Source organism: Haloechinothrix halophila YIM 93223 (assembly GCF_000504245.1).
Classification (GTDB): Bacteria; Actinomycetota; Actinomycetes; order Mycobacteriales; family Pseudonocardiaceae; genus Haloechinothrix_A; species Haloechinothrix_A halophila.
On sequence record NZ_KI632509.1, the window covers coordinates 397638 to 421525 of the forward strand.

Here is a 23888-nt window from a genome sequence, read left to right on the forward strand (position 1 = left end):
AGGCATGCGTTTAACCACGCAGTTGATCGGGCTGAGCCGCAACGGCTGCCGCGCTGCTTCAGCCCCCACAAGACACACATCATGAGCAGGGAGTAGGCGTTGACCGAGGAAGCAGCGGCACAAGCCCGCGGCAAGACCGTGTACCTCCACATCGGCACGCCGAAGTCGGGCACGACGTATCTCCAGGGAGCGCTGAAACGCAACAAGGAGCGACTAGCCGCACGGGGAGTGCTGTGGCCTGGCCGCAACTGGGGTGATCAAGTTTTCGCGGTTCGGGACCTGGCGAACATGCATCCCCATAACCACCGCCCCGCAGACGTCGCCGGGGCGTGGCAACGCCTCGTCGACGAGATCCACGCATGGCAGGGACACAGCGCGATCGTGTCCATGGAATGGCTCGTCGGCGCTAAGCCACAGCAGATTCGACGCGCAGTAGAAACTCTGGCTCCAGCCGAGGTCAGTGTCGTGCTCACTGGGCGCGACCTCGCACGCACCATCCCAGCTGACTGGCAAGAGGCCATGCAGAACTGGGACACCTACTCATGGGACGAGTACCTCGCCGCTCTGGTCGACCCGGAGTTGGCCGACGCTCCTCCCGCACGGCGGCTTTGGCGCCAGCAGGATCTCGGGGCGATCTTGAGCCGGTGGAACGAGGTCGTCCCAGCCGCCCGGACGCACGTCATCACAGTCCCGCCGCCGGGCACCCATCCGCACGTGTTGTGGCAACGTTTCGCTGCGGTGCTCGGCATCGACCCGGACGACTACGACACGGCCGCGAAGGGTGGCAACACGTCACTCGGAGTGGTCTCAGCGGAATTGATGCGGAACATCAACGTCCGAGCGCGGGAAGCCGGGCTTAGCTGGAAGGCCAATGAGAAGCTCCTCAAACACGTACTCGCCAAGCAAGTGCTGACCAAGCGCAGCGGGCTTGAGCCAGCGCTAGCGTTGCCAGCAGAGCACTACCCCTGGACCATCGAACACGGTAAACGCATCGTCTCCGACGTGGAAAACGCCGGTGTGCGAGTGTGGGGCGATCTTGACGAACTCATCCCCGACCCCGCGCACGCGCGCGAAGGCACCACCCCGGACGCGATCAGCGACCGCGACCTACTAGATGCGGCGCTCGACGGGATCGTCGGCCTTGTCGGCGATGTCAACGGCAAACTCGCCGCGCAGCAGCCGGGACGGGGGGCAGCTAGGGCCCAACCCGCAGGGGCTGAGCAGGCTCTTCAGAAGCTTCCCACTCGCGACCTGGTGAAACGCTTCCTTGTCGAGCTAGCAAGCCGAGTGGGCTGGCTCGGCACGTTGCACCGCGGCTGGCGGGCGCTGCGGCGACGAAACCAGCCAACAGACCGGTGAAGTAACACCTTCCTAACGCGGCTTCCCAACGCGCTGCTCACCAACAACTCGATGATCAAGCCCGCTCGCTACCCTGAGTACGTGGACACGCCGAACTATCCCGCGCACCGGACCGAGCTGACCGGATGGGCACGCACCGCACCCACCGCCGCAGACGTCGTGCGAGCGGAGAATCCCGACGTCGTCATCGACGCCGTCAGGCGCGCGGGTGATCGCGGGGTGATCGCGCGCGGTCTCGGCCGGTCGTACGGCGATCCGGCGCAGAACGCGGGCGGCGTCGTCATCGACATGACCGCCCTGAACCGCATCCACTCCATCGACGCGGACAGTGGCCTCGCCGTCGTGGACGCGGGCGTCAGCCTGGACACGCTGATGCGTGCGGCGCTGCCCTTCGGGCTATGGGTTCCGGTGCTGCCCGGCACGCGCCAGGTCACCGTCGGCGGCGCCATCGGCTCGGACATTCACGGCAAGAACCACCACAGCGCCGGCAGCTTCGGCAACCACGTGGTGTCGATGGAGCTGCTGACAGCGAACGGCGAGGTACGCACCCTCACCCCGGACGGGCCGGAGTCGGAGCTGTTCTGGGCCACTGTCGGCGGCATGGGGCTGACCGGAATCATGCTGCGCGCGACGATCGCGATGAAGCACACCGAGACCGCGTACTTCATCGCGGACACCGACCGCACCGAGGACCTGGACGAAACCATCGAGCTGTTCTCCAACGGCTCCGACGACCAGTACGACTACTCCTCAGCGTGGTTCGACTCGATCTCGACCGACTCCCGGCTCGGGCGGGCCGCCCTGGGCAGGGGCTCGCTGGCCACGCTGGACCAGTTGCCGAAGAAGCTGCGTGCCAACCCGCTGAAGTTCGATGCCCCCACACTGCTGACCCTTCCCGACGTCTTCCCAAATGGCCTTGCCAACAAGCTGACCTTCAGCGCTATCGGCGAGCTGTACTACCGCAAGACGCCGAAGCGCGGGCGGGGCATGGTGCAGAACCTGACGGCTTTCTACCACCCGCTTGATCTGTTCGGGCACTGGAACCGGGCATATGGGCCGAACGGGTTTCTGCAATATCAGTTCATTGTGCCGTTCGGTCAGGACGACGAGTTCCGCGCGATCGTGCACCGTATCGCTCAATCGGGTCACGTGTCATTTCTGAACGTTTTTAAACGTTTCGGAGCGGGCAACCAGGCACCGCTGTCGTTCCCGATGCCAGGCTGGACGATCACCGTCGACTTCCCGATCAAGGACGGCTTACACCAGCTGTGCGCTGAGCTGGACGAACGGGTAATCAGCATGGGCGGGCGGCTCTACCTGGCGAAAGACTCCAGAATGAGCCCGGAGGGCTTCGCCGCGATGTACCCACGACTGAATGAATGGCGTAAAGTTCGCGATACCGTCGATCCGGCCGGAGTGTTCAGGTCCGATCTTGCCCGACGACTCGGGATCTGACGGCACTTCGGACATAACGACTCCATCACAGACCCACTATCAATCGTTGCGTGGGCGTCATTATCCTCTTGTGCCATGGCTGAGAGTTCGCGGCGTGTGTACCTGCACATCGGCGCACCAAAAACGGGCACTACGTACCTTCAGCACGTGATGGCGCAGAAGCGATCAAGATTACGCGAACTCGGCCTCCTTTATCCGAACTCAGGAGGAAGCGCCCATTTCCTCGCCGCCCACGATCTACGCGGTTTGAGCTACTACGGGGTGTCTGGCCCGAAGATCGCGGGAGCTTGGGGCGCGGTCGTCGGAGCTGTCCGCCAGTGGGATGGCCCGTCGGTCATCTCGCACGAGATGTTTTCACTCGCGGACGCCGACTCCGTCCGGCGCGCGATGCGCGACCTGGAGGACATTGAGGTCCACATCGTGATGACCGCCCGCGACCTGGCGCGGCAGATTCCCGCCCATTGGCAGGAAGACATCAAGAACCGCGGCCTGCTGACCTACGCGGACTACCTGCACTCGCTGAAGCGAATCGACGACACGGTCAACCCGTTCTTCGCCAATATCTTCTGGGACTATCAAAACCTGCCAGCGGTACTCCGAACTTGGGCGGCCGATATCCCACCGGAACGGGTACACATCGTGACCGCGCCGCCACGCGGCGCAAGCGATCGGGATGATCTGTGGTCCCGGTTTGCCCGCACCGTCGGCGTCGATCCCGAGCAATGCCCTGCTGACGTATCGGCCCGTAACCCGTCGATGGGGCTGGTCGAGACGAACGTGCTACGCCGTCTCAACTCCAAGATCATCGACGAGATGAACGGGCCAAGCTACCACAATTTGATCAAGCACTACCTTGCCGTCGACGTGCTCGCTCAGCGGTCTGATGCGGAGCCGTTGCGACTACCCGTCGAGGACAGGGAGTGGGTCACCCAGCGGGCCAAGGAGATCGTGGAAGAGCTGCGGGACGCCGGCTACAACGTCGTCGGCGATCTGGAAGAACTGATCCCCACATGGGATGTCACGCAGCCCGCTCCACGCCACCCGGACGGTGCAGGCGACGCCGAGATGCTCGAAGCCTCACTCGACGCGCTCGCCAGCGTGCTGTTCCGGATGGACAAGATGCGGAACCAGCTGCAGGACGTCACCGAGCGGGAGAACGCGTCACCTCTGATGCTCAGCGCCAAGTGGGCCGCCCGGAAGTACCCCCGGCTGGCCGACAAGGCGCGCGACGCGCTCAGCGTCGTCGGTCGGGTGCGGGGACGGTTGGCCGCACGGCGGCGCTGACGGCGAGCGGCCATCGTTTCCGACCTGTCTGGCTGACCGGGGGTTTCGCGCCTGCGACGGATGGATAAGGTAGCCGGTGTGATTGACGCTGTTGGCAACCCCCAGTCGCTGCTGTTGCTCGGCGGCACGTCCGACATCGCGCTGGCCATCGCCGAGCGCTACGCCGCGCGGCGTCCGCTGCGGATCGTGCTGGCCGCACGGCAATCCGAACGCCGCACAGCCGCGGCGAAGCGGCTGTCCGACGCGGGCAACGACGTCGTCGAACTGGACTTCGACGCCACCGACACCGGCTCCCACCCCGTCACGATCGAGCAGGCATTCGCCGGCGGGGACATCGATGTCTCGGTGGTCGCGTTCGGGTTGTTGGGCGACCCGGAACAGGCCTGGCGGGACCACGCAACCGCGGTCCAGCTGGCCACGGTGAACTACACGGCGGCGGTCTCGGCTGGCGTCGCGCTGGCAGAGCGGCTGAAGCGGCAGGGCCACGGCTCGGTGATCGCGCTGTCGTCGGTGGCGGGCGAACGGGTGCGCAGGTCGAACTTCGTGTATGGCTCAACCAAGGCCGGGTTCGACGGCTTCTACCTCGGGCTTGGCGAGGCGCTGGCTCCGCACGGCGTGCGGGTGTCGGTGGTGCGGCCCGGCTTCGTGCGGACGAAGATGACCGACGGCCTCGACGCCGCCCCACTCGCGGTGTCGGCCGAGCAGGTCGCGGAGATCGCCGTCGACGCAGCCACCAAGGGCAAGGAGCTAGTCTGGGCGCCGCCGCCGATGCGCTTCGTGATGTCGGCGCTGCGCCATGTCCCCCGGCCGCTATTCCGCAAGCTGCCGCTGTAGGGCAGGACTGGCCAGGGAGACCACTACGCCCCTGGCCAACCCCCTTACTGCGCCCCTGGCTCATCAGCGATAGCCGGTCGCGTCTGCCGGTTTGTCCTTGCTCTGGACTTCCTCCATGTAGCGCCAGGCGTCGGGGCGGCTGCCGTCGGCATCGGTGAAGCCGTAGACCGTCGCCGCGTGCCCGGACGACAGGGTTTGTCCAGACCAACGCGACACATCTGGGTCCGCCGCGAGCGCAGCCGCCGCACGGCCGACGAGGGTCGGAGACTCCGAGATCACGAAGTGGGGTTCGTTGTCGGTCGCGTCGCGCCAGTTCTCCTCGGTCACACCGAAGTGCTCCAGCATGGCCTCGGAGCGCAGCCAGCCCGGAGTCAGTGCGACCGCCGTGCCGCCGTACGGGCGCAGCTCTTCCGACTGCGCCAGCGCCATCCGCTGCACCGATACCTTCACCAGGTCGTAGAAATACCCCGCATCGGCCCGATAGTTGACGTTGAATTCCGTGGTGCCGTCGGTCATCTCGATCACCAGTCCGCCCGGGCGACGGATCAGCAGTGGCAATGCGAAATGGCTGGTGATGGCGTGGGTGTCTATTCCGAGCCGCATCATCCGCAACCCGCCATCGAGCGAGTGCTCCCAGAGCTTCTTCTCGAACTCCATGTAGCGGTCCCCGCCCCAGACGTCGTTGACCAGCATGTCCAACCGGCCCTGCTCACGCTCGATCCGCATCACCAGCGCCGACACCTCGTCCGGCACCAGGTGGTCCACTCGCACCGCGATCCCGGTGCCGCCCGCGGCGGTCACCAGCTCCGCGGTCTCCTCGATTGTCTCCGGCCGGCCCATCTCCGACCGCTGTTCCCGAGTCGTCCTGCCCGTGGCGTACACGGTCGCCCCTCGTCGGCCCAACTCCACCGCGACCGCCCTGCCCGCCGCGCGCGATGCGCCCGCGACGAGCGCTACCTTGCCCCTCAGTTCATCCATACCGACAACCATGCCGTACCCCACCGACAAACGACGGGGCCTGACCAACCCGACCAGGTTGCGCTGATTCGCGTCCCTCAGAAGTAGAACGCCGCGACAAGCGTCGCGACCCAACCGAGGCCAAGGATCTGCAGCACCCGGTCGTTGAGGGCGATTTCCTCCGGCTCACCCGCGTTGCCGCCGTCGACGTCAACGGCGTAGCGCAGGATCGCGACGACGAACGGCACCATCGACACCACGGCCCATACCGTGCCGTTCGACTCCTGCCGGATCTCGAACGCCCACAGGCAGTACGCCATGATCACTATCGCGGCCGACGCCGCCCAGACGAACCGCAGGTAACTGGCGGAGTACTTCTTCAACGATGACCGGATCTTCGCGCCGGTGCGCTCGAACAGCACGATCTCGGCATAACGCTTGCCGGACACCATGAACAGCGAGCCGAACGCCGTGACCAGCAGGAACCACTGCGACAGTTCGATGCCCGCCGCCGCGCCGCCCGCGATGGCGCGCATCAGGAACCCGGACGCCACGATGCACAGATCGACCACCGGCTGGTGCTTCCAGCCGAAGCAGTAGCCGACCTGCACCGCGGCGTACACGCCGAGGACGACGAGCAATTCCCACCTGGTCAGCGTCCCGACGGCCATGCCGCCGAGGAAGAACACCACCGCCGCCCCGTAGGCGAGCGGAATGGGCACCGCGCCCGCCGCGATCGGACGTCTGCACTTTGTGGGATGCGCGCGGTCAGCCTCGACGTCGACCGCGTCGTTGACCAGGTACACCGCCGCGGCCACCAGCGAGAACGCGATGAACGCGATCCCGGCGTCGATCAACACCGCCGTGTCGCCGAGCTTGCCCGCCGTGAACGGCGCGGCCAGCACCAGGACGTTCTTCACCCACTGCTTCGGCCGCGCGGTCTTGAGCAATCCCGCGATCGCACTCGGCGCCCCGCCGCGCGTCGCGGTCGTCGTCACCGTTTCCTCAGCGGTCTCGCTCACGTCGCACTCCTCTAACTGGGACCGGCGAGCCTGCGGCGCACTATCGCGCCAATCGCACCACCGAGTGCTGCCCCTGCCAGCACGTCAGTCGGATAGTGCACACCAAGCACCAACCTGGAAGCAAGCATCGGTGGCACCACCACCGGCACAAGGGTGCGGCCGGTCAGTTTCGAGTACACCACAGCCGCCGTTGTGGTCGACGTCGCGTGCGAGGAAGGGAAACTGAGCCTGCTCGGCGTCGCGACGCCAACCTCGACGGCAGGATCCTGCGGCCGCCGACGTCGCACCACCCGCTTGACCACGATGGACGCCGCGTGCGCACCGACAACGCTCGCCGCGGCCGTCAGCCACTGCCCCCTGCGACGCCGATCGACGGCCGCCCCGGCGAGCCCGGCCGCGAACCAGCCGATGCTGTGCTCACCGAAGTGGGACAGCCCACGTGCCGCGCTCATCACGGCACGCCGCTGCCGCCCGCTCGCGCTCGGCCGCACCAGCGCCTGCTGGATAGCGACCAGCAGCGCGACCTCAGCCGCCGCAACGCTTGCCGAGCCTGACCCCGCGGCGGCGCCGGCCTGCGAAGCCGCCGCAGTGCCCACCACCGTGCCGCCCGGAGAACCGGACGCGCTGGGCGTGTCAGACATCGAGCGAGCCGTCGAGCGGGGCCCCGTCCGTCAGATGCGGCGCGATCTTGTTGTCGAACGCGGACAGCGCGGACCCGATCGCCATGTGCATGTCCAGGTACTTGTACGTGCCGAGCCGACCGCCGAAGAGGATGTTGCGCTCCTTGGCCTCGACCTTCGCCCGCTCGCGGTACCGCTCGAGCATGGCGCGGTCCTCAGCGGTGTTGATCGGGTAGTACGGCTCGTCGTCGTCATTGGCGAACCGGGAGTACTCGCGCAGGATGACCGTCTTGTCCTTCGGGTACCGGTCGTCGCGCTCCGGGTGGAAGTGCCGGAACTCGTGGATCCGGGTGAACGGCACCTCTTCGTCGTTGTAGTTGACCACCGCGGTGCCCTGGAAGTCGTAGGTATCGACGACCTCGCGCTCCAGGTCGATGGTGCGCCAGCCGAGGCGACCCTCTTCGTAGTTGAAGTAGCGGTCCACCGGGCCGGTGTACACGGTCGGCGTGCCAGCGGGAATGCGCTGACGCACGTCGAAGTAGTCGACGTTCAGCCGCAGCTCGATGTTCGGGTGGTCGGCCATCCGCTCCAGCCACGCGGTGTAGCCGTCAACCGGCAGACCCTCGTAGGTGTCGCTGAAGTAGCGGTTGTTGAAGTTGTAGCGAACCGGGAGCCGCGTGATGATGCTCGCGCTCAGCTCCTTCGGGTCGGTCTGCCACTGCTTGGCCGTGTAGCCCTTCACGAACGCCTCGTAGAGCGGACGGCCGATCAACGAGATCGCCTTCTCCTCGAGGTTCTGCGCATCCTTGGTGTCGATCTCACTCGACTGTTCCGCGATGAGCTCGCGCGCCTCGTCCGGCGTGTGCGACCGGCCGAAGAACTGGTTGATCAGCGCCAGGTTCATCGGGAAGGCATAGACCTGTCCCTTGTACTTGGCGAACACCCGGTGCTGATAGTCGGTGAAGTCGGTGAACTGATTGACGTAGTCCCACACCCGCTTGTTCGAAGTATGGAACAGGTGCGCGCCGTACTCGTGCACCTCGATCCCCGTGTCAGGGTCGGGCGCGGAGTACGCGTTGCCGCCGATGTGCGGGCGCCGTTCGAGGATGAGGACCCGCTTGTCCAGCTGGGTCGCGGCACGTTCGGCAACGGTCAAACCGAAGAAACCGGACCCAACGACGATCAGGTCGTAACCCTCGTACGACGCTTGAGTATCCTGGGATGCGTTCGTGTGCAAGCTCACGGGCGCAGGGTACCCGCTGGGCTTGCGCCTCCGTGCCGATGGGGCCACCTACTGTGGCGACCGCGTGGCGGTTTGGTGTACCGCCATGCATAGCGGACAGGCCTGACATCCGCGACTCACACCACTTCGAGGACCGAAACGCATGCCTACCTTGGACCCACTCTGGCTGAGCGCCGCCAGCGTCTGCGCCTATATGGCTGTTTTGTTCGGTCCTGGGCTGGTTCTCGGCGTCGCCGCTGGCATCCGTGGCTGGGCGCTCGCCGGGATGGCACCGCTGCTCAGCTACACCGCGCTCGGCCTCGCCGGGCCGTATCTGAACCAGCTTGGCCTGCCATTCAACCTCGTCACGGCGCTGGTGGCGACGTTGGTGTTCACCGGGGTCGTGCTCGCGGTCAGGCTGGTGGCGAACCGCACCCGCTTCGGCGGGCGGGCCGCTGACCCCGCCCCCATGGCGCTGACCTGGTCCCGCAACGCCCACCTGGCCGTCATCGCCTGCGTCGTCGCGGCGTTCGTGGTATCGATCATCGTGGTCGTCGGCGCCACCGGCGGCGCGCTCGACGCCGTCTTCCAGCGCTGGGACCCGGTGTTTCACGCCAACGGCATCCGCTACATCACCGAGACCGGCGACGGCGGGCTGTACGGCGTCAGCAGCGTCAACCGGTACGGACCGCAGGGCTCGCTGTTCTACCCGAACGCCTACCACCTCGCGGGCGCCTTGGTGCAGCTGATGACCGGCGCGTCTATCCCGGTGGTGCTCAACGCCATCACCATGCCGCTGACCGGCATCTTCGCGCTGTCCATGACGGTGCTGGTGCGCGAGTTCGGTGGCCGCGCGATGTTCGCGGGCGGCACGGCGCTGCTCGCCGCCACCGTCACGTACGCCATGCACGAGTCCATCGCCAACGGCCTCGTGCCGTTCGCACTCAGCGTCGCGCTCACACCACTCGGCGCGGTGGCGCTGCACCGGTTCCTCACCATGCCGAACGTCGGCAATGGTCTCGTCCTGCTGCTCGGCGCGGCCGGACTGCTTTCGGTGCACTCCAGCGCGCTGTTCGCCGCGATCCTGCTCGCCGCGCCGCTGCTGGTGCAGCGCTGGCTGCGCCGTGACGGCAAGCCCCGCATGGACCTGGTGCGGCTCGCGCCGATCGCCATCGCCGGTGGCCTGCTCACGCTGCCGCACCTGCTCGGGGCGCTCAGCCACGCCAACGGCGACTACACCTACACGCCGTGGGCCTCGAACATGCCGCTGTCCGAGGCGTTGTGGTCGCTGGGGCTCTTCTGGCACAACCAGGACAATCCACAACTGCTTCTCGCGGGACTACTGCTCATCGGTCTCATCCGGTTCCGCACGCTCGGCTCGCTGCGCTGGGTCGGGGCGGCAGCGCTGCTGTTCGGCGTGTTCTGGGTGCTGGTTGCCAGCTACGGCGGCGTCGACTGGGTCGTAGCGATCTCCCGGCCGTGGTGGAACGACCGGTTCCGCATCATCGCGCTCGCCGCGATCCCGCTGTGCCTGCTTGCCGCGCATGGCCTCGCCGAAACGCAGCGCTGGCTCGCGCGGCTCGCGGCGTCGAACGTCATCCGCAGGCATCCGCAGCGCGCGACCGTGGCCGGAGCGCTGTCGGCCGTGGTACTGCTCATCGCCGTCGGCGTCACGACGAAGGGCTTTTACGCGACCACGAACAGCGTGATCGTCGCGCACGCGTACCACAAGAAGCCGGAGGACAGGGCCGGGCTCGCGCAGCCGATCACGGTGAGCCAGGCTGAGCTCACGGCGATGCGGAAGATGGCCGCGTTTGCCGAGCCCGGCGAGCGGGTGCTCAACGACAGAGCGGACGGCTCGGTGTGGCTGTACGCGATCACCGGGGTGAAGTCCGTCGCCGCACACTTCGACGACAAGGTGCCGCCGCCGGACGCGCAGTACCTCGCCGAGCACTTCAACGACTACGAGACCGATCCCGAGGTGCGCGCGGCCGTCGAGCGACTGAACGTGCGGCACGTGTTCATCGGTTCTGGTCTGTGGCCTGGCTTCGGCAGAGCGCCCGGGCTCACCGGTCTCGCCGACGCCGACTTCCTCGAGGTCGTCTACCGCAACCAGGACGCCGTCATCTACCGCATCACGGACTGACCAGGCGGGGCGGTCGCGAGTCGCACCTTTGTGGGCGCGAGTTGCACCTTTTTGGGAGCGAGTTGCACCCTTCTGGTGGCGAACTGCACCTTCATCGTGTCACGCCGCCATGCCGCGAGCCCGAAACGCCGCTGCGATCTTGTCGAGCAGGCGAGATGGCTCGGACAAGTCAGTGCTGGTCGCTCTGATCACGATCCAGCCGCGTCTGCGTAGGTCGTGATCCCGCAGCCTATCCTTCTCTGCCCGGTTCTCGTGCGCCTCGTACCCGTCGTACTCAACGGCGATGCGCAGTTCGGGCCACGCGAAGTCAAGCCGGTAGATCTCCCTGCCAGACAGGTCATAGACCACATACTGTGGTGTCGGACGCGGCAAGCCGGCGTCGTCGAACAGCAGCATCGTCCAGCTCTCCGGTGGCGATTCGGCTAGTCCGGTCGCGAGCCCCAACAGGCGTCGCGCACGACGTCGACCACGAGGGTCACGGCGAGCCAGGATCCGCTCCTCGACGGCCGCGCGGAACTCGGCGCGCCCCCGTTCTGCTGTGAGGGCGAGCGCCTGGTCCGCGCAGGCAAGCGCGTCCCGCCTGTCACCGCGACACAGGACCTCGGCCAGTGCGAAATCCAGAGCCATGGTCGGCAACCCAGCGACATTGTGGACGTCCTGCCGCTCGAACGATCCATTGTGGACGACAATATCCCGGCGCCACTTCATGCGGCGATGGTACGGCAGCAGGACGTGGATTGGTCCCGGTCGTGCGGCGGAGCAGCCCAGACGGCGAGGGCAGTGTACCCGGTCAGCGCCACGTCCGGTCCCGCGAGCAGGATCGTCGCGGCAGCGCGGGTGTGCAGCGCGACCACTCGACGCGCGTCGACCAGCACGCCACGTCCGAACAACGTCAAGGTGCCGTCGGCCAGTGCGTCGCGGACGACGTCGCTGCCTAGCTTCCGTTCAAGGTCGGATCGGCGGTAGGCCCCATGCGGGCTGCCGGGGAGGGCGATCATGGCGACCACGGTGCACGCGATTCACACGCGCCAACACCGTCAAGTTCGCGCTGTGGACAACCTCGCGCGGTGGATAGCTAAGACATCCGCCCAGTGCACGAAGCTAACCGTGCGGCGTCGATCAAAGCACTGCGGTGCGAATCGCACGACGAGAGGTGCAACTCGCGGCGAATAAGGTGCAACTCGCGCACATTATGGTGCGACTCGCGCGACTCAGACGCGGATGTGGCCGATCAGCGCGGAGGAGAACGCCTCGGGGTGGGTCAGGTGCGGGGCGTGGCCCGCGTCGGGGAGCCGCACGGTGCGCAGGAACGGCAGCCGCTCCACAAGCTCGTCCGCGACCAGCTCGTTCATCGGGTGCGTCCGGTCGCCGACGAACAGCGTGATCGGGAAGCGCGCCCAGGCGAGCGTGGTGATGTCGATGTTGTGACCGTTCGGGTCAGTGTACTGGTCAAGCCAGGTGTGGGCGTTGGAGATCATCGTCGCTCGCTGCTCGCGGGTGAACAGCCCGTGCCAGCTGCCCTTCCCGTAGCCCACCTTCTCCGCGAACACCCGGACGCCACCGGCGAGGTTGCCGTTGCGGATCAGTTCGGCGGCGTGGTCGAGCCACACCGACACCTCGGCGCCGAGAACCTTGGCGAACGGGTTGCTGCGCAGCAGTCCGTACATCGGCGGCTCGTGCACCGCGATGCTACGGACGGCGTCCCTGCGCATCGTCGCGGCGAGCATGGCGACCGACCCGCCGTAGCCATGCCCGACGAGGTGTGCGGGCGCGCCGATAACGGTGTCCACTATGGACAGCAAGTCCTCCGCGTCCTGCGTGATGCTGCCCTGGCTACGCGGGGCGGTGCTGAGGCTGTGGCCACGCCGGTCGTAGGCGACGACGTCCGCGTGCCCACCGAGCTGCGGCATGACGGCCGACCAACTGTTGTGGTCGTCGAACGAGCCGTGAATAAGCACAACGGGCTCTCCCTGCCCGCCGCGCCACCACCGGATCATCGCTCCGTCGGCTCGGTCGACGTTGCCTGATGCCTCTCCGCGAATCATGGTGTCTGGCGCAATGCTTGCATTGTTCACAGCTCCTGGACCTCCGCGAGTACTTCCTCTGCGATGCGCTCCAAGACCGCTTCCCGCCCGCAGTACGGATCGGTGGCGCGCGGCCAGTGCACCACGATGTCGGTGAACCCCAGTTTCCGCGCGCGCTGCGCGGCGTCCGTGAAGGTGTCAACGCTGGTCAGCGAGTACACCGGCCCGGCATCGAGGCTCAGATACCTGCGCACCCGCGCCGGGTCGCGGCCCGCGTCGTCGAGCGCACGGTCGAACTGCTCGCTCAGCTCGGCGACGCCGCGCCACCACTGCTCGTTGTCATCGCTCGGTCGGCCGGTCGTGATCCAGCCCTGCCCGTACCGCGCGGCGATCCCCAGCGAGCGGGGGCCGTTGGCGGCGATGGCGAACGGTATCCGCGGCATCTGCACGCAGCCTGGCAGGTTGCGTGATCCCGACGCGCGGAAGTAGGTGCCGTCGAAGCTGTAATTGTCCTTGGTTAGCGCACCGTCGAGCGCTTCGACGAACTCGCCGAACCGGTCCGACAGTGCTGCGGGGGACCAGTCCTGCTCCCCGAGCATGGCGCGGTCGCCAGCGCCGCACTCGCTCACGCCTGCGCCGAGCCCGAGCAGCAGCCTGCCGTCCGAGATGTCGTCAAGCGTGATCAGTTCCCGCATGAACGGCACGGGATGCCGGTAGTTCGGGCTGGCGACGAAGGTGCCCAACATGATCGTCTCGGTCACCATGGCGGCCGCGGTCAATGTGGGCAGCGCGCTGAACCAGGGGCCGTCCGCGAGTGAGCGCCAGTTGAGGTGATCGTAGGTCCAGGCGTGATCGAACCCGAACTCCTCGGCGTTGCGCCACTTGGGCTCGCCGGACCACCACCTGTCTTCCGTCAGAATCACGATGCCCGCCCGCACGGCCGTAACCGTATCGCTTTCAAGATCCGTTGTGACGGCGGCCTCTCTCTCAGTCGGAAATTTGCGGAGATCGGGCGGTTTGACTACGCCGTTCAGTGCAGCCCGGCGAACAACGTCCGGCATCGGGGATGATGGGAGGGTGGACAGGCCCGACTTGATCGCATCGGACGTAGACGGCACGTTGCTGACGCCGCTGGAACGGATGAGCAGGCGCACACTGGCCGTGCTCGGCCGGGTACTCGGCGCCGAGGTGCCGTTCGTGCTCGTCAGCGGCAGACCGCCGCGCTGGATCCCGCCTGTCGCGGCGCAAGGGGACATCACCGGCTACGCGGTGTGCGCCAACGGCGCCGCGCTCTACGACATCGGCTCCGACAAGGTGCTGAGCGTACGCGGGCTCGACGTCGTCACGCTGCACGATGTCGCCGACGCACTGCTCACCGCTCTCCCCAGCGCACACCTCGCCGCGGAGCGGGTCGGCGAGACCGCGCACGATCAGAGTGTGCCGCAGTTCGTGGCAGAGCCGGAGTTCCGCAACCCGTGGGACGGCGCGACACCACCTCATGGCGAAGGTGAGAGCGAGCCGGTGAGCAGGGCTTCGGTGCTCGGCAGGCGTGCGATCAAGCTGCTGGTCAGCGACGGCGCGATGACGTCGGACGAGATGGCACACGCCGCCCGCGAAGTGCTCGGCGACGCCGTCGACATCACGTACTCCACCAATGCGGGGCTGATCGAGATCTCCGCGCCGAACGTCACCAAGGCGAGCGGGCTCGCGGAGGTCGCTGAGCTGGCCGACGTCGCCCAGCGGGACATCATCGCGTTCGGTGACATGCCCAACGACGTCGAGATGCTGCGGTGGGCGGGGCACGGCGTCGCGATGGCGAACGGGCACCCCGTCGTGCTGTCAGCCGCGGACGAGATCGCGGCCCCGAACACCGAGGACGGTGTGGCGCAGGTGCTCGAGCGCTGGTTCTAACCAGGGGCGACGGCGCGGCCGCACAGCATGGCCGCCCGCGCTCAGACCGCTGCCGACTGCAGCGCGGTGTGCAGCAGCTCCTCCGCCGTGCGCAGCGTGGCCAGCCCTTCCCGCAAGCTCACGACATCGGACGACACCCCGAGTACGGCGTCGCGGAACTTCTCGATCTCCACCCGCAGCGGCTCCCGCTTCTTGATCGCGAACCGGGTGACGTCGCCCTCGGAGACGCCCCGGAACGTCGCCATGGACATCCAGTCGGTGTTGAGCACGCCGTTGGCGTAAAAGGTGAGGTCGGCGGTGAGCGTGTCCGCGACGAACGCGCCGGTATCGCCGGTGACGACGGTGACCCGCTCCTTCATCGGCGACAGCCAGTTCACCAGGTGGTTGGTGATGGTGCCGTTCGCCAGCCTGCCGGTCGCGGCGACCATGTCCTCGTGTGGCCTGCCGGAGCGATTGGTGACCTGCGCGGCGATCGAGGCGTAGTCCGACTTCGCCAGCCACGCGGTCAGGTCGATATCGTGGGTGGCGAGGTCCTTGACGACGCCGACGTCCGCGATGCGCGCCGGGAACGGCCCCTGCCTGCGGGTGGCGATCTGGTAGATGTCGCCCAGGTCGCCGGACGCCATCCGCTCCCGCAGCGACTGCAGGGCGGGATTGTAGCGCTCGATGTGGCCGACCGCGCCGAGGACGCCGTTCGCGGCGAACGCGTCAACGACACGCTGACCTGCCTCGACGCTGTGCGCGATCGGCTTCTCGATCAACGTGGGGATGCGCGCGTCGGCAAGCGCGAGCGCGACCTCCTCGTGCAGCGCGGTCGGGACGGCACAGACGGCCATGTCGATCCCGGCGCCGATCAGCTCGTCCACCGAGCCGAGCACCGGCAACGAGCCAGCCACGCCATGCGGATCGCCCGTCGCGTCGGCCACGGCGGCCAGGGTCAGCCCGTCGACCTCGCGGAGCACCCGCGCGTGGTGCTTGCCCATCATGCCGAGGCCGATCAGCCCGACTCGCAGCTCTGCCATCTCATCCACCTGCCTTGGCCAGCGTGTTCACCGCCGTGACGATGCGCTCGCGGTCCTCATCGTCCAGCGCGGGATGCACCGGCAACGACAGCACGGTGCTGGCTGCCCGCGCCGTGTTGGGGAGGTCCGCCGTGCGCGCGAACGACGGCAGTTCGTGGTTCGGGATCGGGTAGTACACGCCGGAGCCAACCTGGTGCTCCTCGCGCAGCGCGACGGCGAAGCCGTCTCTGTCCTCGGGCACCGTGATCGTGTACTGGTGGTAGACGTGCTCGGCGCCATCGGCGACCTCGGGAGTGCCGACGCCGTCCAGCGCGGCGTCGAAGTACCGGGCGTTGGCCTGCCGTGCCGTGGTCCACGCCGCGAGCCGGGTCAGCTGCACCCTGCCGATAGCGGCGTGCAGGTCGGTCATCCGCGCGTTGAAGCCGACGACCTCGTTCTCGTACTGCCGCCGCATGCCCTGGTTGCGCAGCAGCCTGAGCGTGCGCTCGATGTCGGCGTCCGCCGTGGCCACCATGCCGCCCTCGCCCGACGTCATGTTCTTCGTTGGGTACAGGCTGAACATCCCGAACGTTCCGAATGTGCCGACCGGCTGACCATCGAGCCGCGCACCGTGTGCCTGGGCGGCGTCCTCGAAGAGCGCGAGCCCGTGCCGCTCGGCCACCTGGCGCAACGCGGGCATGTTCGCGGGGTGCCCGTAGAGGTGCACCGGCATGATGCCCTTGGTCCGCTCGGTCACCAGGCTCGCGACGTGGTCCGGGGCGAGGCAGTAGTGCGCGAGCTCGATGTCCGCGAACACCGGGGTAGCGCCGGTCAACGCGACGGAGTTGGCGGTCGCGGCGAACGTGAACGACGGCACGATCACCTCGTCGCCCGGCCCGATGCCAGCGGCGAGTAGCCCGAGGTGCAGCCCCGCGGTACCGGAGTTGACGGCGACCACCTGCCTGCCATCGAGCAGAACGTCGCTGAACTCCCGCTCGAACTCGGCCACCTCGGTGCCCTGCGCGAGCATGCCGGAGCGCAGCACGGCGTCGACGGCGTCGCGCTCGGCGTCACCGATGATCGGTTTCGCCGCCGGGATGAAGTCCTTGCTCACACGGTCCTCGCAGATTGGGCTACTGGGCCGGCAGATACCAATCCGGCCGGAAGTAAGCCGACTGGCAGGTACTGGGCCGCTTCACCCTATTCGTGTGCCATGTGGCACCGATGTCCCACTCCCGGGTGCGGCTACCTCTCGTTGTCCATCGCGGCGGCTTCCTCCGGCGTGGGCGCGGTGCCGCCGAGGTGCGCGGGCAGCCACCACGGGTCGGCGCCTGGCGCGGGCGAGTCCGGATAGTCGGCCTGCATCTTGTCGAGCAGGTGTTGCATCCGTACCCGAAGGTCGGTAGTGACCTTGTCGACGTCGCCCTCCTCGGGGTAGAAGGCCTCGCCAGCCAGGATCGAGACCGGGACGTGCCGCTGCGTGAGGTTCTTCGGGCGGCCCTTGGTCCACAGCCGCTGCGTGCCCCACACCGCCATCGGCACGACCGGCACGCCAGCCTCCGCCGCCATCCTGACCGAACCCGACTTGAGTTCCTTCACGGTGAAGGACCGGCTGATGGTCGCTTCCGGGAACACGCCGACGACCTCGCCGGCCCGCAGCCGATCGACCGCCTCGTCATAGGACGCCTTGCCGGCCGCGCGATCCACCGAGATGTGTCGCATGCCGCGCATCAGCGGCCCGGCGATGCGGTTCTCGAACACCTCACGCTTCGCCATGAACCGCACCAGCCGGTCAGCGGGCAGCGCGCCGAGCCCGCAGAAAATGAAGTCGAGGTAGCTCACGTGCGTGCACGCGATCACCGCCCCGCCTTGCGGCGGCACGTGCTCGGTGCCGTTGATGTCGAGCTTGAGGTCGAGCACGCGAAACATGGTTTTGCAGGCGGCGACGACCGGCGGGTACACGAGTTCTGCCATGCCGCCAGGTTACGCGACCGTAGGTTCAGTGACCTATGCCGTCACCCACACCTGGTCACCGCGCGGGCGACACTGGTACCGGCTCAGCGATCTGCTCCGTAACCACCGGCGTGTAGCCGACCCGCTGCCCCCTCCGATTCGGGTGGTACGACTCCAGGATCGGATAGGACAGCCCGTTCACCCACTCGACGTCGTCGCATACCGCGTGACCGGTGAACTCCTTACGGACGTCGACGTACTCGATGCCGCGCGCCCGCGCGCTCGACTCGATCGCCCTGGCCAGCCGGTCGGCGGACTTGTTCAGCTCGCGCTGCTCGCCGGGGCTGATCCGAGCGCCCGCGTTGCACTGTTCGCCGTTGAACAATCGGGGGTAGCCAACCGCGACAACCTGCGCCTGCGGCGCGCGGGTGACGATGTCGGCGTAGAGCGCGTCGAGCCTGTCTGGCAGCACATCGCGGATCTTGCGGTTGGCCTCGTCGATCTCGTCCCAGCAGGTGTAGGGCCACGGCCGCGCGCAGGCGGTGAGCACCGATACGAAGCCGATGTCGTTGCCACCGACCTGCACGGTGACGTACTCGGTGTCGCCACCCACGCTGCCGAGCTGCTTGTTCCGCACGTCAGCGACCCGGGAGCCAGAACAGGCCGCGAACGTCAGCGCCGCGCCGACCTCGGCAGCGACCCGCACCGGGTAGGCGTGTGGCGAGCGATAACAGTCGCCGCTGTCGTCGTAGTACGCCCTGGTGCCGACGCCGGACGCGTAGGAGTCGCCGAGCGCGGTGTAGTCCACCGGCTCCGCCGCGCCCTGCCCCGGCAGGACGAACATCGATCCGACTACCGCCATCACCGTGAGGACCACCTGGTAAGCGCGTCGATGTGTGCCCATATCGGCCCCCTCTAACGGCGTTAACGCGGCAGCGCCTTCTCAGCGTGCGCCCCCGTTCGCGGCAAGGCAATCGTCCGAACGCCTGACGTCACCCGGCGCGAGCCAATCTCTTTTCACCCGTTCGTGCGGACCGATTCGACAAACCAATGTAGTTCCGCAATCTTGGTCTAACTGGCGTAATACTGCGTCCTTCTAGACGCGTCTCATGGCGGCCGTAAGCACTAACCCCGATGGAGCTGCGTTGCCGATCGCACTAAGCCCTGGCGTGGCCGTGGTGGTCATCGCGCTCACCATCGCGCTGCTGTTCGTGCCCGGGCTCCTCACCGCAGCGGCGCTCGGGCTTCGCGGCTGGCTACTCGCCGCGAGTGCCCCGCTCATCACCTACGCCTCGGTCGGCATCGCTGGTCCGTGGCTCGCGATCGCTGGCATTCCGTTCACCGTCACGACATTCGTGCTCGCGGTGCTCGTGATCGTCGCGGCCTGCGCCGGTATCGGGTTGCTGCATCGCAGGCGAGCGGCGATGTTCCGCTGGAGCAGGGGCGACGACGCAGGCTCGCCGTGGCAGCACACGGCGCACATCGCCGTCCTCGGCTGCGTGCTGGCCGCGGCGGCCATCGGCGGATACACCGTGTTGAGCGGCATGGGCAGCCTGGCGACTATTCCGCAGGACTGGGACGCCGCTTACCACGCCAACGGCATCCGCTACATCGCCGAGTCACACGACAGCAGCCTCATCGGCATGGGCGCACTGAACAAGTACGGCGACGGCACCGCGCTGTTCTACCCGAACGCCTACCACCTCGTCGGCACGCTGGTGTACCAGCTGAGCGGCGTCTCGATCGCGGCAGTGCTCAACGCACACGCGGTGCTGCTGCCGGGGCTGCTCGCGCTCGCACTGGTCGCGATGATCCGGCAGTTCCGGGGCAGGGCGGTATTCGCCGGGTTCACCGCCTTGCTCGTGATCGCCCCAGTGACGCTGCTGTACGCCTCGCTCGAGCGAGGACCGCTGCTGACCTTCCTGACCGGACTCGCGCTGCTGCCGGTCGGGATCGCCGCGCTGCGACGGCTCCTGACGCACCCTGGCCTCGCCACGGCGGCCGTCAGCGTGCTCGTGCTGATTGGCCTGCTCGCCATCCACCCGTCGACGCTGTTCACCGGGTTGGTGTTCGGCGTGCCACTGCTGGTGCAGCACTGGCTCACCACGCGGCCGCAGCGCATGCGGGCGCGAACCATCGCCACCGATCTGGTCGCACTGGGCGGGGTCGCGGCGATGACCGCGCTGCTTGCCGCGCCACACCTGATCGGCGCGCTGACCCGGCCCTCCCCCAACGGGCCCGTCACCTGGCCCGCGGACCTGGACATCCAGGGCGCGGCAGGCGCGCTGCTGGTGTTCCAGCACGACCAGCCGTTGCCGCAACTGTGGCTCGGCGCGGCTCTCCTGCTCGGGCTGGTCCTCATCCGCAGGCTCGGCGAACTGCGGTGGCTCGGTGCGACCGCGCTGCTGACGAGCCTGGCCTGGATCGTCGTCTCGACGTCGGACGCGCCGACTGTCATCGCGCTCAGCCAACCGCTGTGGAACGACCCATGGCGGTTCATGGCACTGGCGGCGCTGCCGCTCACTGTGCTCGCGGCGCACGGGCTCGCCGAGTCGCAGGCGATGGCACGCCCGGTCGCCATGCGGGTGGCTGACCGGATCGCGGCGGGCGTCCGGCGCGGCGTCGCAAGCATCCGGCATGGCAACGGCGACGCGAGCGTCGGCACGGCCAGCGTCCCGCGTGCCTGGGTCGCCGGTGGCCTCGCGGTCGCCGTGCTCGCTGGCTTCGCCGGAGTGACCGGGCTCTTCTACACCGCACCGAACGCCACGGTCGTCGGCAAGGGCTACGACATGGACGTCAGCGAGCGCGTGAGCACGGCCGAGGTGGCCGCCATGCGAAAGCTCGGCGAGCTGGCCGCCCCAGGCGAGTGGGCGATGAACGACCGGTTCGACGGCACGGTGTGGACGTACGCGATCAGCGGCGTGCGCACCGTCGCGGCCCACTACGACAAGCGACGCGCCCCGAGCGAGGCACGACTTCTCTCCCAGCGGTTCAAGGACTACGGCACCAGCCCCGCCGTGCGGGCGGCGGCCGCGGAGTTGAACGTGCGGTGGCTGATCATCGGCAAGCGCGGCTTCGTCCGCGAGGAGAAGCGCAGGATCGATGGGCTCACCGGCCACGCGGCCCTGCCGTTCCTGACGAAGGTGTACGAGAACGACGGCGCGGTCATCTACCGACTGGACCGCATGGACACCCCGTACGAGTTCACCTCGGCGCGACTTGGCGCAACGCCGACCGTGCGCTGATCGCCGCACCACCCGCGGTGATCAGGTCGGCGACCAGGAACATCACCCGGGAGACGGCGGCGAACGCGAGCGCCTCCACCTGACCGATACCGGCCGCCACCAGCACCGCGACGATCACGACCTCCCTGGCACCGGCTCCGGCAGGGAAGATGAACGCGACGGTGCCCGCCGTCATCGCCAGCGCCATCGCGCCGACGCACAGCGCGAGCCCGGTCCAGCCGGGCGCACCAACGGAGTTCGCCAGCAACCACAGGTGCACACCGTGCAGCACCTTCGCGACACCGGACGCGCCGAGCGTCTTCCCGACCATCGCGCCGCTGAGCGTGTACTCCAGCGCTGGCTTGCGCAGCAGCCGCAGCATCAGCGACGTCCCGAAGGTCAGCACGCGCGGATGCAGCGCGACCAGCCCGATCGGGATCAGCGCGAGCATCCAGCGCGCGTTCGGGCTGGTGTCGAAGATGACTGGCAGCGCGATCAGGCCAGCGACCATCGCCGACACCATGATCACGCCGAGGTGTAGCAGCGAGGCCACGAACACCCGCGTCCGTGCGAGACCGGCCTGCTTGCCGAGCTCCATCTGCAGCAGGTAGCCCCACACCGAGCCGGGCACGTACTTGCCGAGCTGGCCGACCAGGAAGATTTGCGAGCACCGCCGGTACCCGACCGGGGTGCCAAGGTGGTCGATGATCACCTGCCAGCCGTAGACGGTCGCCGCGAGCGAGGCCATCACCATCAGCTGCGACAACACGGCTGATTCCCACGGAATGTCACCGAGCGTCGCCCAGAACTCCGTCCAGTGCTGGCTGAGCTGGTAGACCGCGAACCCGATGACAACCGCGATGGCCAGCCAGCGCAGCCCGTTGACGACCTGTGTCCTGCCGAGGGACACCTGGCGGGTCTTCGGCGCCGCCCCCTTCGATGTGGCCGGTCGCTCGGTCATTCCGCTAACGCCTCCCCGGTCGACTCCCACTTTCTGACCAGGGCGGTCACCTCGGCGGGCAAGTCACCGTCCGCGACGTCCCACGGTCGCTGTTCTTTGATGCACGACTCCAGCCGCGTGCTCACGTCGTCGGCTACGCCGCTACGGGACAGCCCGACGGTGTTCACGCCAGTGACTCGCGCTGGCACACCGACGCTGACGCTGAACGGACCGATGTCGCCGCGCACGACAGCGCCCATGCCGACCATCGCGCCCGGCCCGATCTTGCCGCGCTGATGCACGGTCACGCCGAGCCCGAGGTTGGCCAGCGACCAGACCTCGCTGTGCCCGCCGACGACGACGTTCGAGCCAAGGGTGACGTCGTCACCGATCACGCAGTCGTGGGCGACGTGGCTGCCGCGCAGGAAGTACCCATGGCTGCCGATGTCCGTGCTGTGCTGGGTGCCCTGATGCGCGCTGAAGTACTCGCGGATGCGGTTGCCGTCGCCGATAGTGACGCCGTGGCCATCGACGTCCGGGTCGCCGGTCAGCTCGTCGTCCCACGCGGCGGGGTGGGAGGCAGCGCGGTGCGACGCCGGGGTGCCGATCGTGACGTGCGGTCCGATCCAGTTGCCCGAGCCGATGACGGCGGGACCGACGATGACGGCGAACGGGCCGATGACGTTGTCGTCGCCAAGCGAGACCCCGTCACCGATGACGGCGCTCGGGTGGATGCGGTTACCCACGCGATCCCCTAACGTCCAGCGAGGCCGGTCAGTACCTCGATGTGCTTGTCGATGATCGCGGACATCGTGAAGTGCTGGTCGACGATCGAGGAGCCTTCTGCCGCCATGCGCCGCGACTCCTCCGGGTTGCGGATGGCCTCGACAAGCCGATCCGCGACGGGCTGCGGCGAGTCCTTCGGCACGAGGTGCATGTGGACCCTGTCGATGATCTTGATGTCGCCGAAGTGGTCCTCCTCGATCGCGGCCACCTGGGGTACCCCTGCCGCCAGTGTCTCAAGGCAGGCGGTGCCGAAACCGATGCCCTGCAAGCTGTGGCATTCGACGTCGGCGGCGGCGAGGTAGTGCGGCACGTCGGCCTTCGGCACGGCGCCGGTGGTGATGATCGCGTCGCGCACGCCCAATTCCTCGGCGCGGCGCAAGAAGGCGTCGTAGTAAATGCCGCCAACGATGACCAGCTTCGCGTCCGGGAGTTCGGCGAGCACCTGCGGCATCGACTCGACCAGCGTGACCCGGTCCCGCAGCGGGATGACATGACCGACGGACAGGATCATCGGCGCGTCGCCGATGCCCAGCTTCTCCCGCATCCGCCGCTGATCGCCGCCGCGTGTCCACTCCGGGTCGAGCCCGACCGGGATGTCCACGGTGCCGGACACCCCGCGGGCGTACCTGCGCTTGATGTAATCGTCCATCAGGGAGTCCATGACGACGTGCATCGGCTTGTAGCGGCGCAGGATCGGGGCGACGAGGCAGGCATCCAGCGTGCTGAACACCGCCTGGTACATCGGCTTCGGGCTCTCCAATCTGGTGTGCACACTGAGCAGCACAGGAACGCCATTGCGCCGGGCCCACATGCCGGTGGCCCAGGTCAGGTCGAAGAACTGGCCGTGCTGGTGGATCACGTCGGGCTGGAAGCCACCGAGCAGTGTGCGGAGCCTGCGTGGCAACGACGGGCGGGTGGCGAAGGTGATGTCGAAGTTGACGGCGAGCTTCGTCTTGGGCAAGCGCGCGGCGGGCAGCCGCACGATCCGGACGCCGTCGACCTCCTCTTCGGCGGGCGCACCCGGGTACTCGGCGGTGATGACCAGGACGTCGTGGCCCCGCGCGACGTAACCCTTCGCGAGCGACTCAGCCATGTGCGCGCTGCCGCCCACCCGTGGCGGGTAGAAGTTGTTGACGACGGCGATCCTCAT

The 23888-nt window shown here is 67.7% G+C and carries 22 protein-coding genes; 7 read left to right on the top strand and 15 right to left on the bottom strand.

The genetic code is table 11. The features are described 5' to 3' along the window. Window positions 1-99 precede the first annotated feature (99 nt). The 4 genes from AMYHA_RS01925 (at window position 100) to AMYHA_RS01940 (ending at window position 4932) form a co-directional block, all read left to right on the top strand. The gene (locus AMYHA_RS01925) at window positions 100-1359 is read left to right on the top strand and encodes a hypothetical protein (protein ID WP_034267343.1); all 1260 of its coding nucleotides are present in this window, start codon (window positions 100-102) and stop codon (window positions 1357-1359) included. Between the two features lie 81 nt (window positions 1360-1440). After that, the gene (locus AMYHA_RS01930) at window positions 1441-2814 is read left to right on the top strand and encodes an FAD-binding oxidoreductase (protein ID WP_231104597.1); all 1374 of its coding nucleotides are present in this window, start codon (window positions 1441-1443) and stop codon (window positions 2812-2814) included. Window positions 2815-2889: 75 nt separating this feature from the next. After that, on the top strand, window positions 2890-4098 hold the full coding sequence (locus AMYHA_RS01935) for a hypothetical protein (protein ID WP_157361721.1): 1209 nt from the start codon (window positions 2890-2892) through the stop codon (window positions 4096-4098). Window positions 4099-4176: 78 nt separating this feature from the next. Further along, window positions 4177-4932 (top strand): decaprenylphospho-beta-D-erythro-pentofuranosid-2-ulose 2-reductase, encoded by a 756-nt coding sequence (locus AMYHA_RS01940; protein ID WP_034267347.1) that lies wholly within the window; start codon window positions 4177-4179, stop codon window positions 4930-4932. Window positions 4933-4995: 63 nt separating this feature from the next. Here the strand turns inward: AMYHA_RS01940 and AMYHA_RS01945 are convergent, their stop codons facing one another. From AMYHA_RS01945 to glf, 4 genes are all read right to left on the bottom strand, one after another. Next, the gene (locus AMYHA_RS01945; RefSeq protein WP_157361723.1) at window positions 4996-5910 is read right to left on the bottom strand and encodes an SDR family oxidoreductase; all 915 of its coding nucleotides are present in this window, start codon (window positions 5908-5910) and stop codon (window positions 4996-4998) included. Between the two features lie 77 nt (window positions 5911-5987). Then, complete coding sequence (locus AMYHA_RS01950; RefSeq protein ID WP_034267350.1) at window positions 5988-6911, bottom strand: decaprenyl-phosphate phosphoribosyltransferase; 924 nt, start codon at window positions 6909-6911, stop codon at window positions 5988-5990. Window positions 6912-6922: 11 nt separating this feature from the next. Then, window positions 6923-7552, bottom strand: a complete 630-nt coding sequence (locus tag AMYHA_RS01955) for a phosphatase PAP2 family protein (protein ID WP_084036711.1) — start codon at window positions 7550-7552, stop codon at window positions 6923-6925. Next, a complete protein-coding gene (gene glf / locus AMYHA_RS01960) occupies window positions 7545-8774 on the bottom strand; it encodes a UDP-galactopyranose mutase (RefSeq protein ID WP_034267353.1) in 1230 nt (409 codons plus the stop codon). Before glf ends, AMYHA_RS01955 begins: the two co-directional genes overlap by 8 nt. Before the next feature lie 142 nt (window positions 8775-8916). On the opposite strand from glf, the gene AMYHA_RS01965 reads away from it, so the two are divergent. Next, on the top strand, window positions 8917-10899 hold the full coding sequence (locus AMYHA_RS01965) for a DUF6541 family protein (RefSeq protein ID WP_034267357.1): 1983 nt from the start codon (window positions 8917-8919) through the stop codon (window positions 10897-10899). A 99-nt stretch (window positions 10900-10998) separates the two neighbouring features. On the opposite strand, the gene AMYHA_RS01970 is transcribed toward AMYHA_RS01965, so the two are convergent. The 4 genes from AMYHA_RS01970 to AMYHA_RS01980 form a co-directional block, all read right to left on the bottom strand. Then, on the bottom strand, window positions 10999-11607 hold the full coding sequence (locus AMYHA_RS01970) for a DUF559 domain-containing protein (RefSeq protein ID WP_084036713.1): 609 nt from the start codon (window positions 11605-11607) through the stop codon (window positions 10999-11001). Beyond that, window positions 11604-11897 (bottom strand): hypothetical protein, encoded by a 294-nt coding sequence (locus AMYHA_RS27740; RefSeq protein WP_157361725.1) that lies wholly within the window; start codon window positions 11895-11897, stop codon window positions 11604-11606. Before AMYHA_RS27740 ends, AMYHA_RS01970 begins: the two co-directional genes overlap by 4 nt. Window positions 11898-12110: 213 nt before the next feature. Continuing rightward, window positions 12111-12857, bottom strand: coding sequence for an alpha/beta fold hydrolase (locus AMYHA_RS01975; RefSeq protein WP_169732884.1), 747 nt, complete (start codon window positions 12855-12857; stop codon window positions 12111-12113). A gap of 113 nt (window positions 12858-12970) precedes the next feature. Further along, on the bottom strand, window positions 12971-13861 hold the full coding sequence (locus tag AMYHA_RS01980; RefSeq protein ID WP_034267363.1) for an LLM class flavin-dependent oxidoreductase: 891 nt from the start codon (window positions 13859-13861) through the stop codon (window positions 12971-12973). Between the two features lie 139 nt (window positions 13862-14000). On the opposite strand from AMYHA_RS01980, the gene AMYHA_RS01985 reads away from it, so the two are divergent. Then, window positions 14001-14834, top strand: a complete 834-nt coding sequence (locus AMYHA_RS01985) for an HAD family hydrolase (RefSeq protein WP_034267365.1) — start codon at window positions 14001-14003, stop codon at window positions 14832-14834. A 41-nt stretch (window positions 14835-14875) separates the two neighbouring features. Here AMYHA_RS01985 and AMYHA_RS01990 read toward each other — a convergent pair whose 3' ends face one another. The 4 genes from AMYHA_RS01990 to AMYHA_RS02005 form a co-directional block, all read right to left on the bottom strand. Then, on the bottom strand, window positions 14876-15856 hold the full coding sequence (locus AMYHA_RS01990; RefSeq protein WP_034267367.1) for a Gfo/Idh/MocA family protein: 981 nt from the start codon (window positions 15854-15856) through the stop codon (window positions 14876-14878). A gap of 1 nt (window position 15857) precedes the next feature. Further along, window positions 15858-16949 (bottom strand): DegT/DnrJ/EryC1/StrS family aminotransferase, encoded by a 1092-nt coding sequence (locus AMYHA_RS01995; protein ID WP_034267370.1) that lies wholly within the window; start codon window positions 16947-16949, stop codon window positions 15858-15860. Window positions 16950-17080: 131 nt separating this feature from the next. Further along, window positions 17081-17809, bottom strand: coding sequence for a lysophospholipid acyltransferase family protein (locus AMYHA_RS02000; protein WP_034267373.1), 729 nt, complete (start codon window positions 17807-17809; stop codon window positions 17081-17083). A gap of 55 nt (window positions 17810-17864) precedes the next feature. After that, window positions 17865-18692, bottom strand: coding sequence for an SGNH/GDSL hydrolase family protein (locus AMYHA_RS02005; RefSeq protein WP_051399436.1), 828 nt, complete (start codon window positions 18690-18692; stop codon window positions 17865-17867). A gap of 241 nt (window positions 18693-18933) precedes the next feature. Here AMYHA_RS02005 and AMYHA_RS02010 point away from each other — a divergent pair, with 241 nt between their 5' ends. Beyond that, the gene (locus AMYHA_RS02010) at window positions 18934-21033 is read left to right on the top strand and encodes a DUF6541 family protein (protein ID WP_196776820.1); all 2100 of its coding nucleotides are present in this window, start codon (window positions 18934-18936) and stop codon (window positions 21031-21033) included. Here AMYHA_RS02010 and AMYHA_RS02015 read toward each other — a convergent pair. The 3 genes from AMYHA_RS02015 to AMYHA_RS02025 are packed head-to-tail and all read right to left on the bottom strand — an operon-like array spanning window position 20993 to window position 23888. After that, window positions 20993-21973 carry a lysylphosphatidylglycerol synthase transmembrane domain-containing protein gene (locus AMYHA_RS02015; protein ID WP_034267376.1) on the bottom strand — a complete coding sequence of 327 codons (981 nt, stop codon included), beginning with the start codon at window positions 21971-21973 and terminating at the stop codon, window positions 20993-20995. The genes AMYHA_RS02010 and AMYHA_RS02015 overlap by 41 nt on opposite strands. Beyond that, on the bottom strand, window positions 21970-22698 hold the full coding sequence (locus AMYHA_RS02020) for an acyl-ACP--UDP-N-acetylglucosamine O-acyltransferase family protein (protein WP_034267379.1): 729 nt from the start codon (window positions 22696-22698) through the stop codon (window positions 21970-21972). The genes AMYHA_RS02015 and AMYHA_RS02020 overlap by 4 nt, the downstream gene beginning before the upstream one ends. A gap of 8 nt (window positions 22699-22706) precedes the next feature. Continuing rightward, complete coding sequence (locus AMYHA_RS02025; protein WP_034267382.1) at window positions 22707-23888, bottom strand: glycosyltransferase family 4 protein; 1182 nt, start codon at window positions 23886-23888, stop codon at window positions 22707-22709.

Coding starts and splice junctions, on each gene's coding strand:
- AMYHA_RS27740 (WP_157361725.1), bottom strand. CDS start 11,897: ATGATCGCCCTCCCCGGCAGCCCGCATGGGGCCTACCGCCGATCCGAC.
- AMYHA_RS01965 (WP_034267357.1), top strand. CDS start 8,917: ATGCCTACCTTGGACCCACTCTGGCTGAGCGCCGCCAGCGTCTGCGCC.
- AMYHA_RS01935 (WP_157361721.1), top strand. CDS start 2,890: ATGGCTGAGAGTTCGCGGCGTGTGTACCTGCACATCGGCGCACCAAAA.
- AMYHA_RS01970 (WP_084036713.1), bottom strand. CDS start 11,607: ATGAAGTGGCGCCGGGATATTGTCGTCCACAATGGATCGTTCGAGCGG.
- AMYHA_RS02005 (WP_051399436.1), bottom strand. CDS start 18,692: ATGGGCACACATCGACGCGCTTACCAGGTGGTCCTCACGGTGATGGCG.
- AMYHA_RS01945 (WP_157361723.1), bottom strand. CDS start 5,910: ATGGATGAACTGAGGGGCAAGGTAGCGCTCGTCGCGGGCGCATCGCGC.
- AMYHA_RS02025 (WP_034267382.1), bottom strand. CDS start 23,888: ATGAGGATCGCCGTCGTCAACAACTTCTACCCGCCACGGGTGGGCGGC.
- AMYHA_RS01990 (WP_034267367.1), bottom strand. CDS start 15,856: ATGGCAGAGCTGCGAGTCGGGCTGATCGGCCTCGGCATGATGGGCAAG.
- AMYHA_RS01955 (WP_084036711.1), bottom strand. CDS start 7,552: ATGTCTGACACGCCCAGCGCGTCCGGTTCTCCGGGCGGCACGGTGGTG.
- AMYHA_RS02015 (WP_034267376.1), bottom strand. CDS start 21,973: ATGACCGAGCGACCGGCCACATCGAAGGGGGCGGCGCCGAAGACCCGC.
- AMYHA_RS02000 (WP_034267373.1), bottom strand. CDS start 17,809: ATGGCAGAACTCGTGTACCCGCCGGTCGTCGCCGCCTGCAAAACCATG.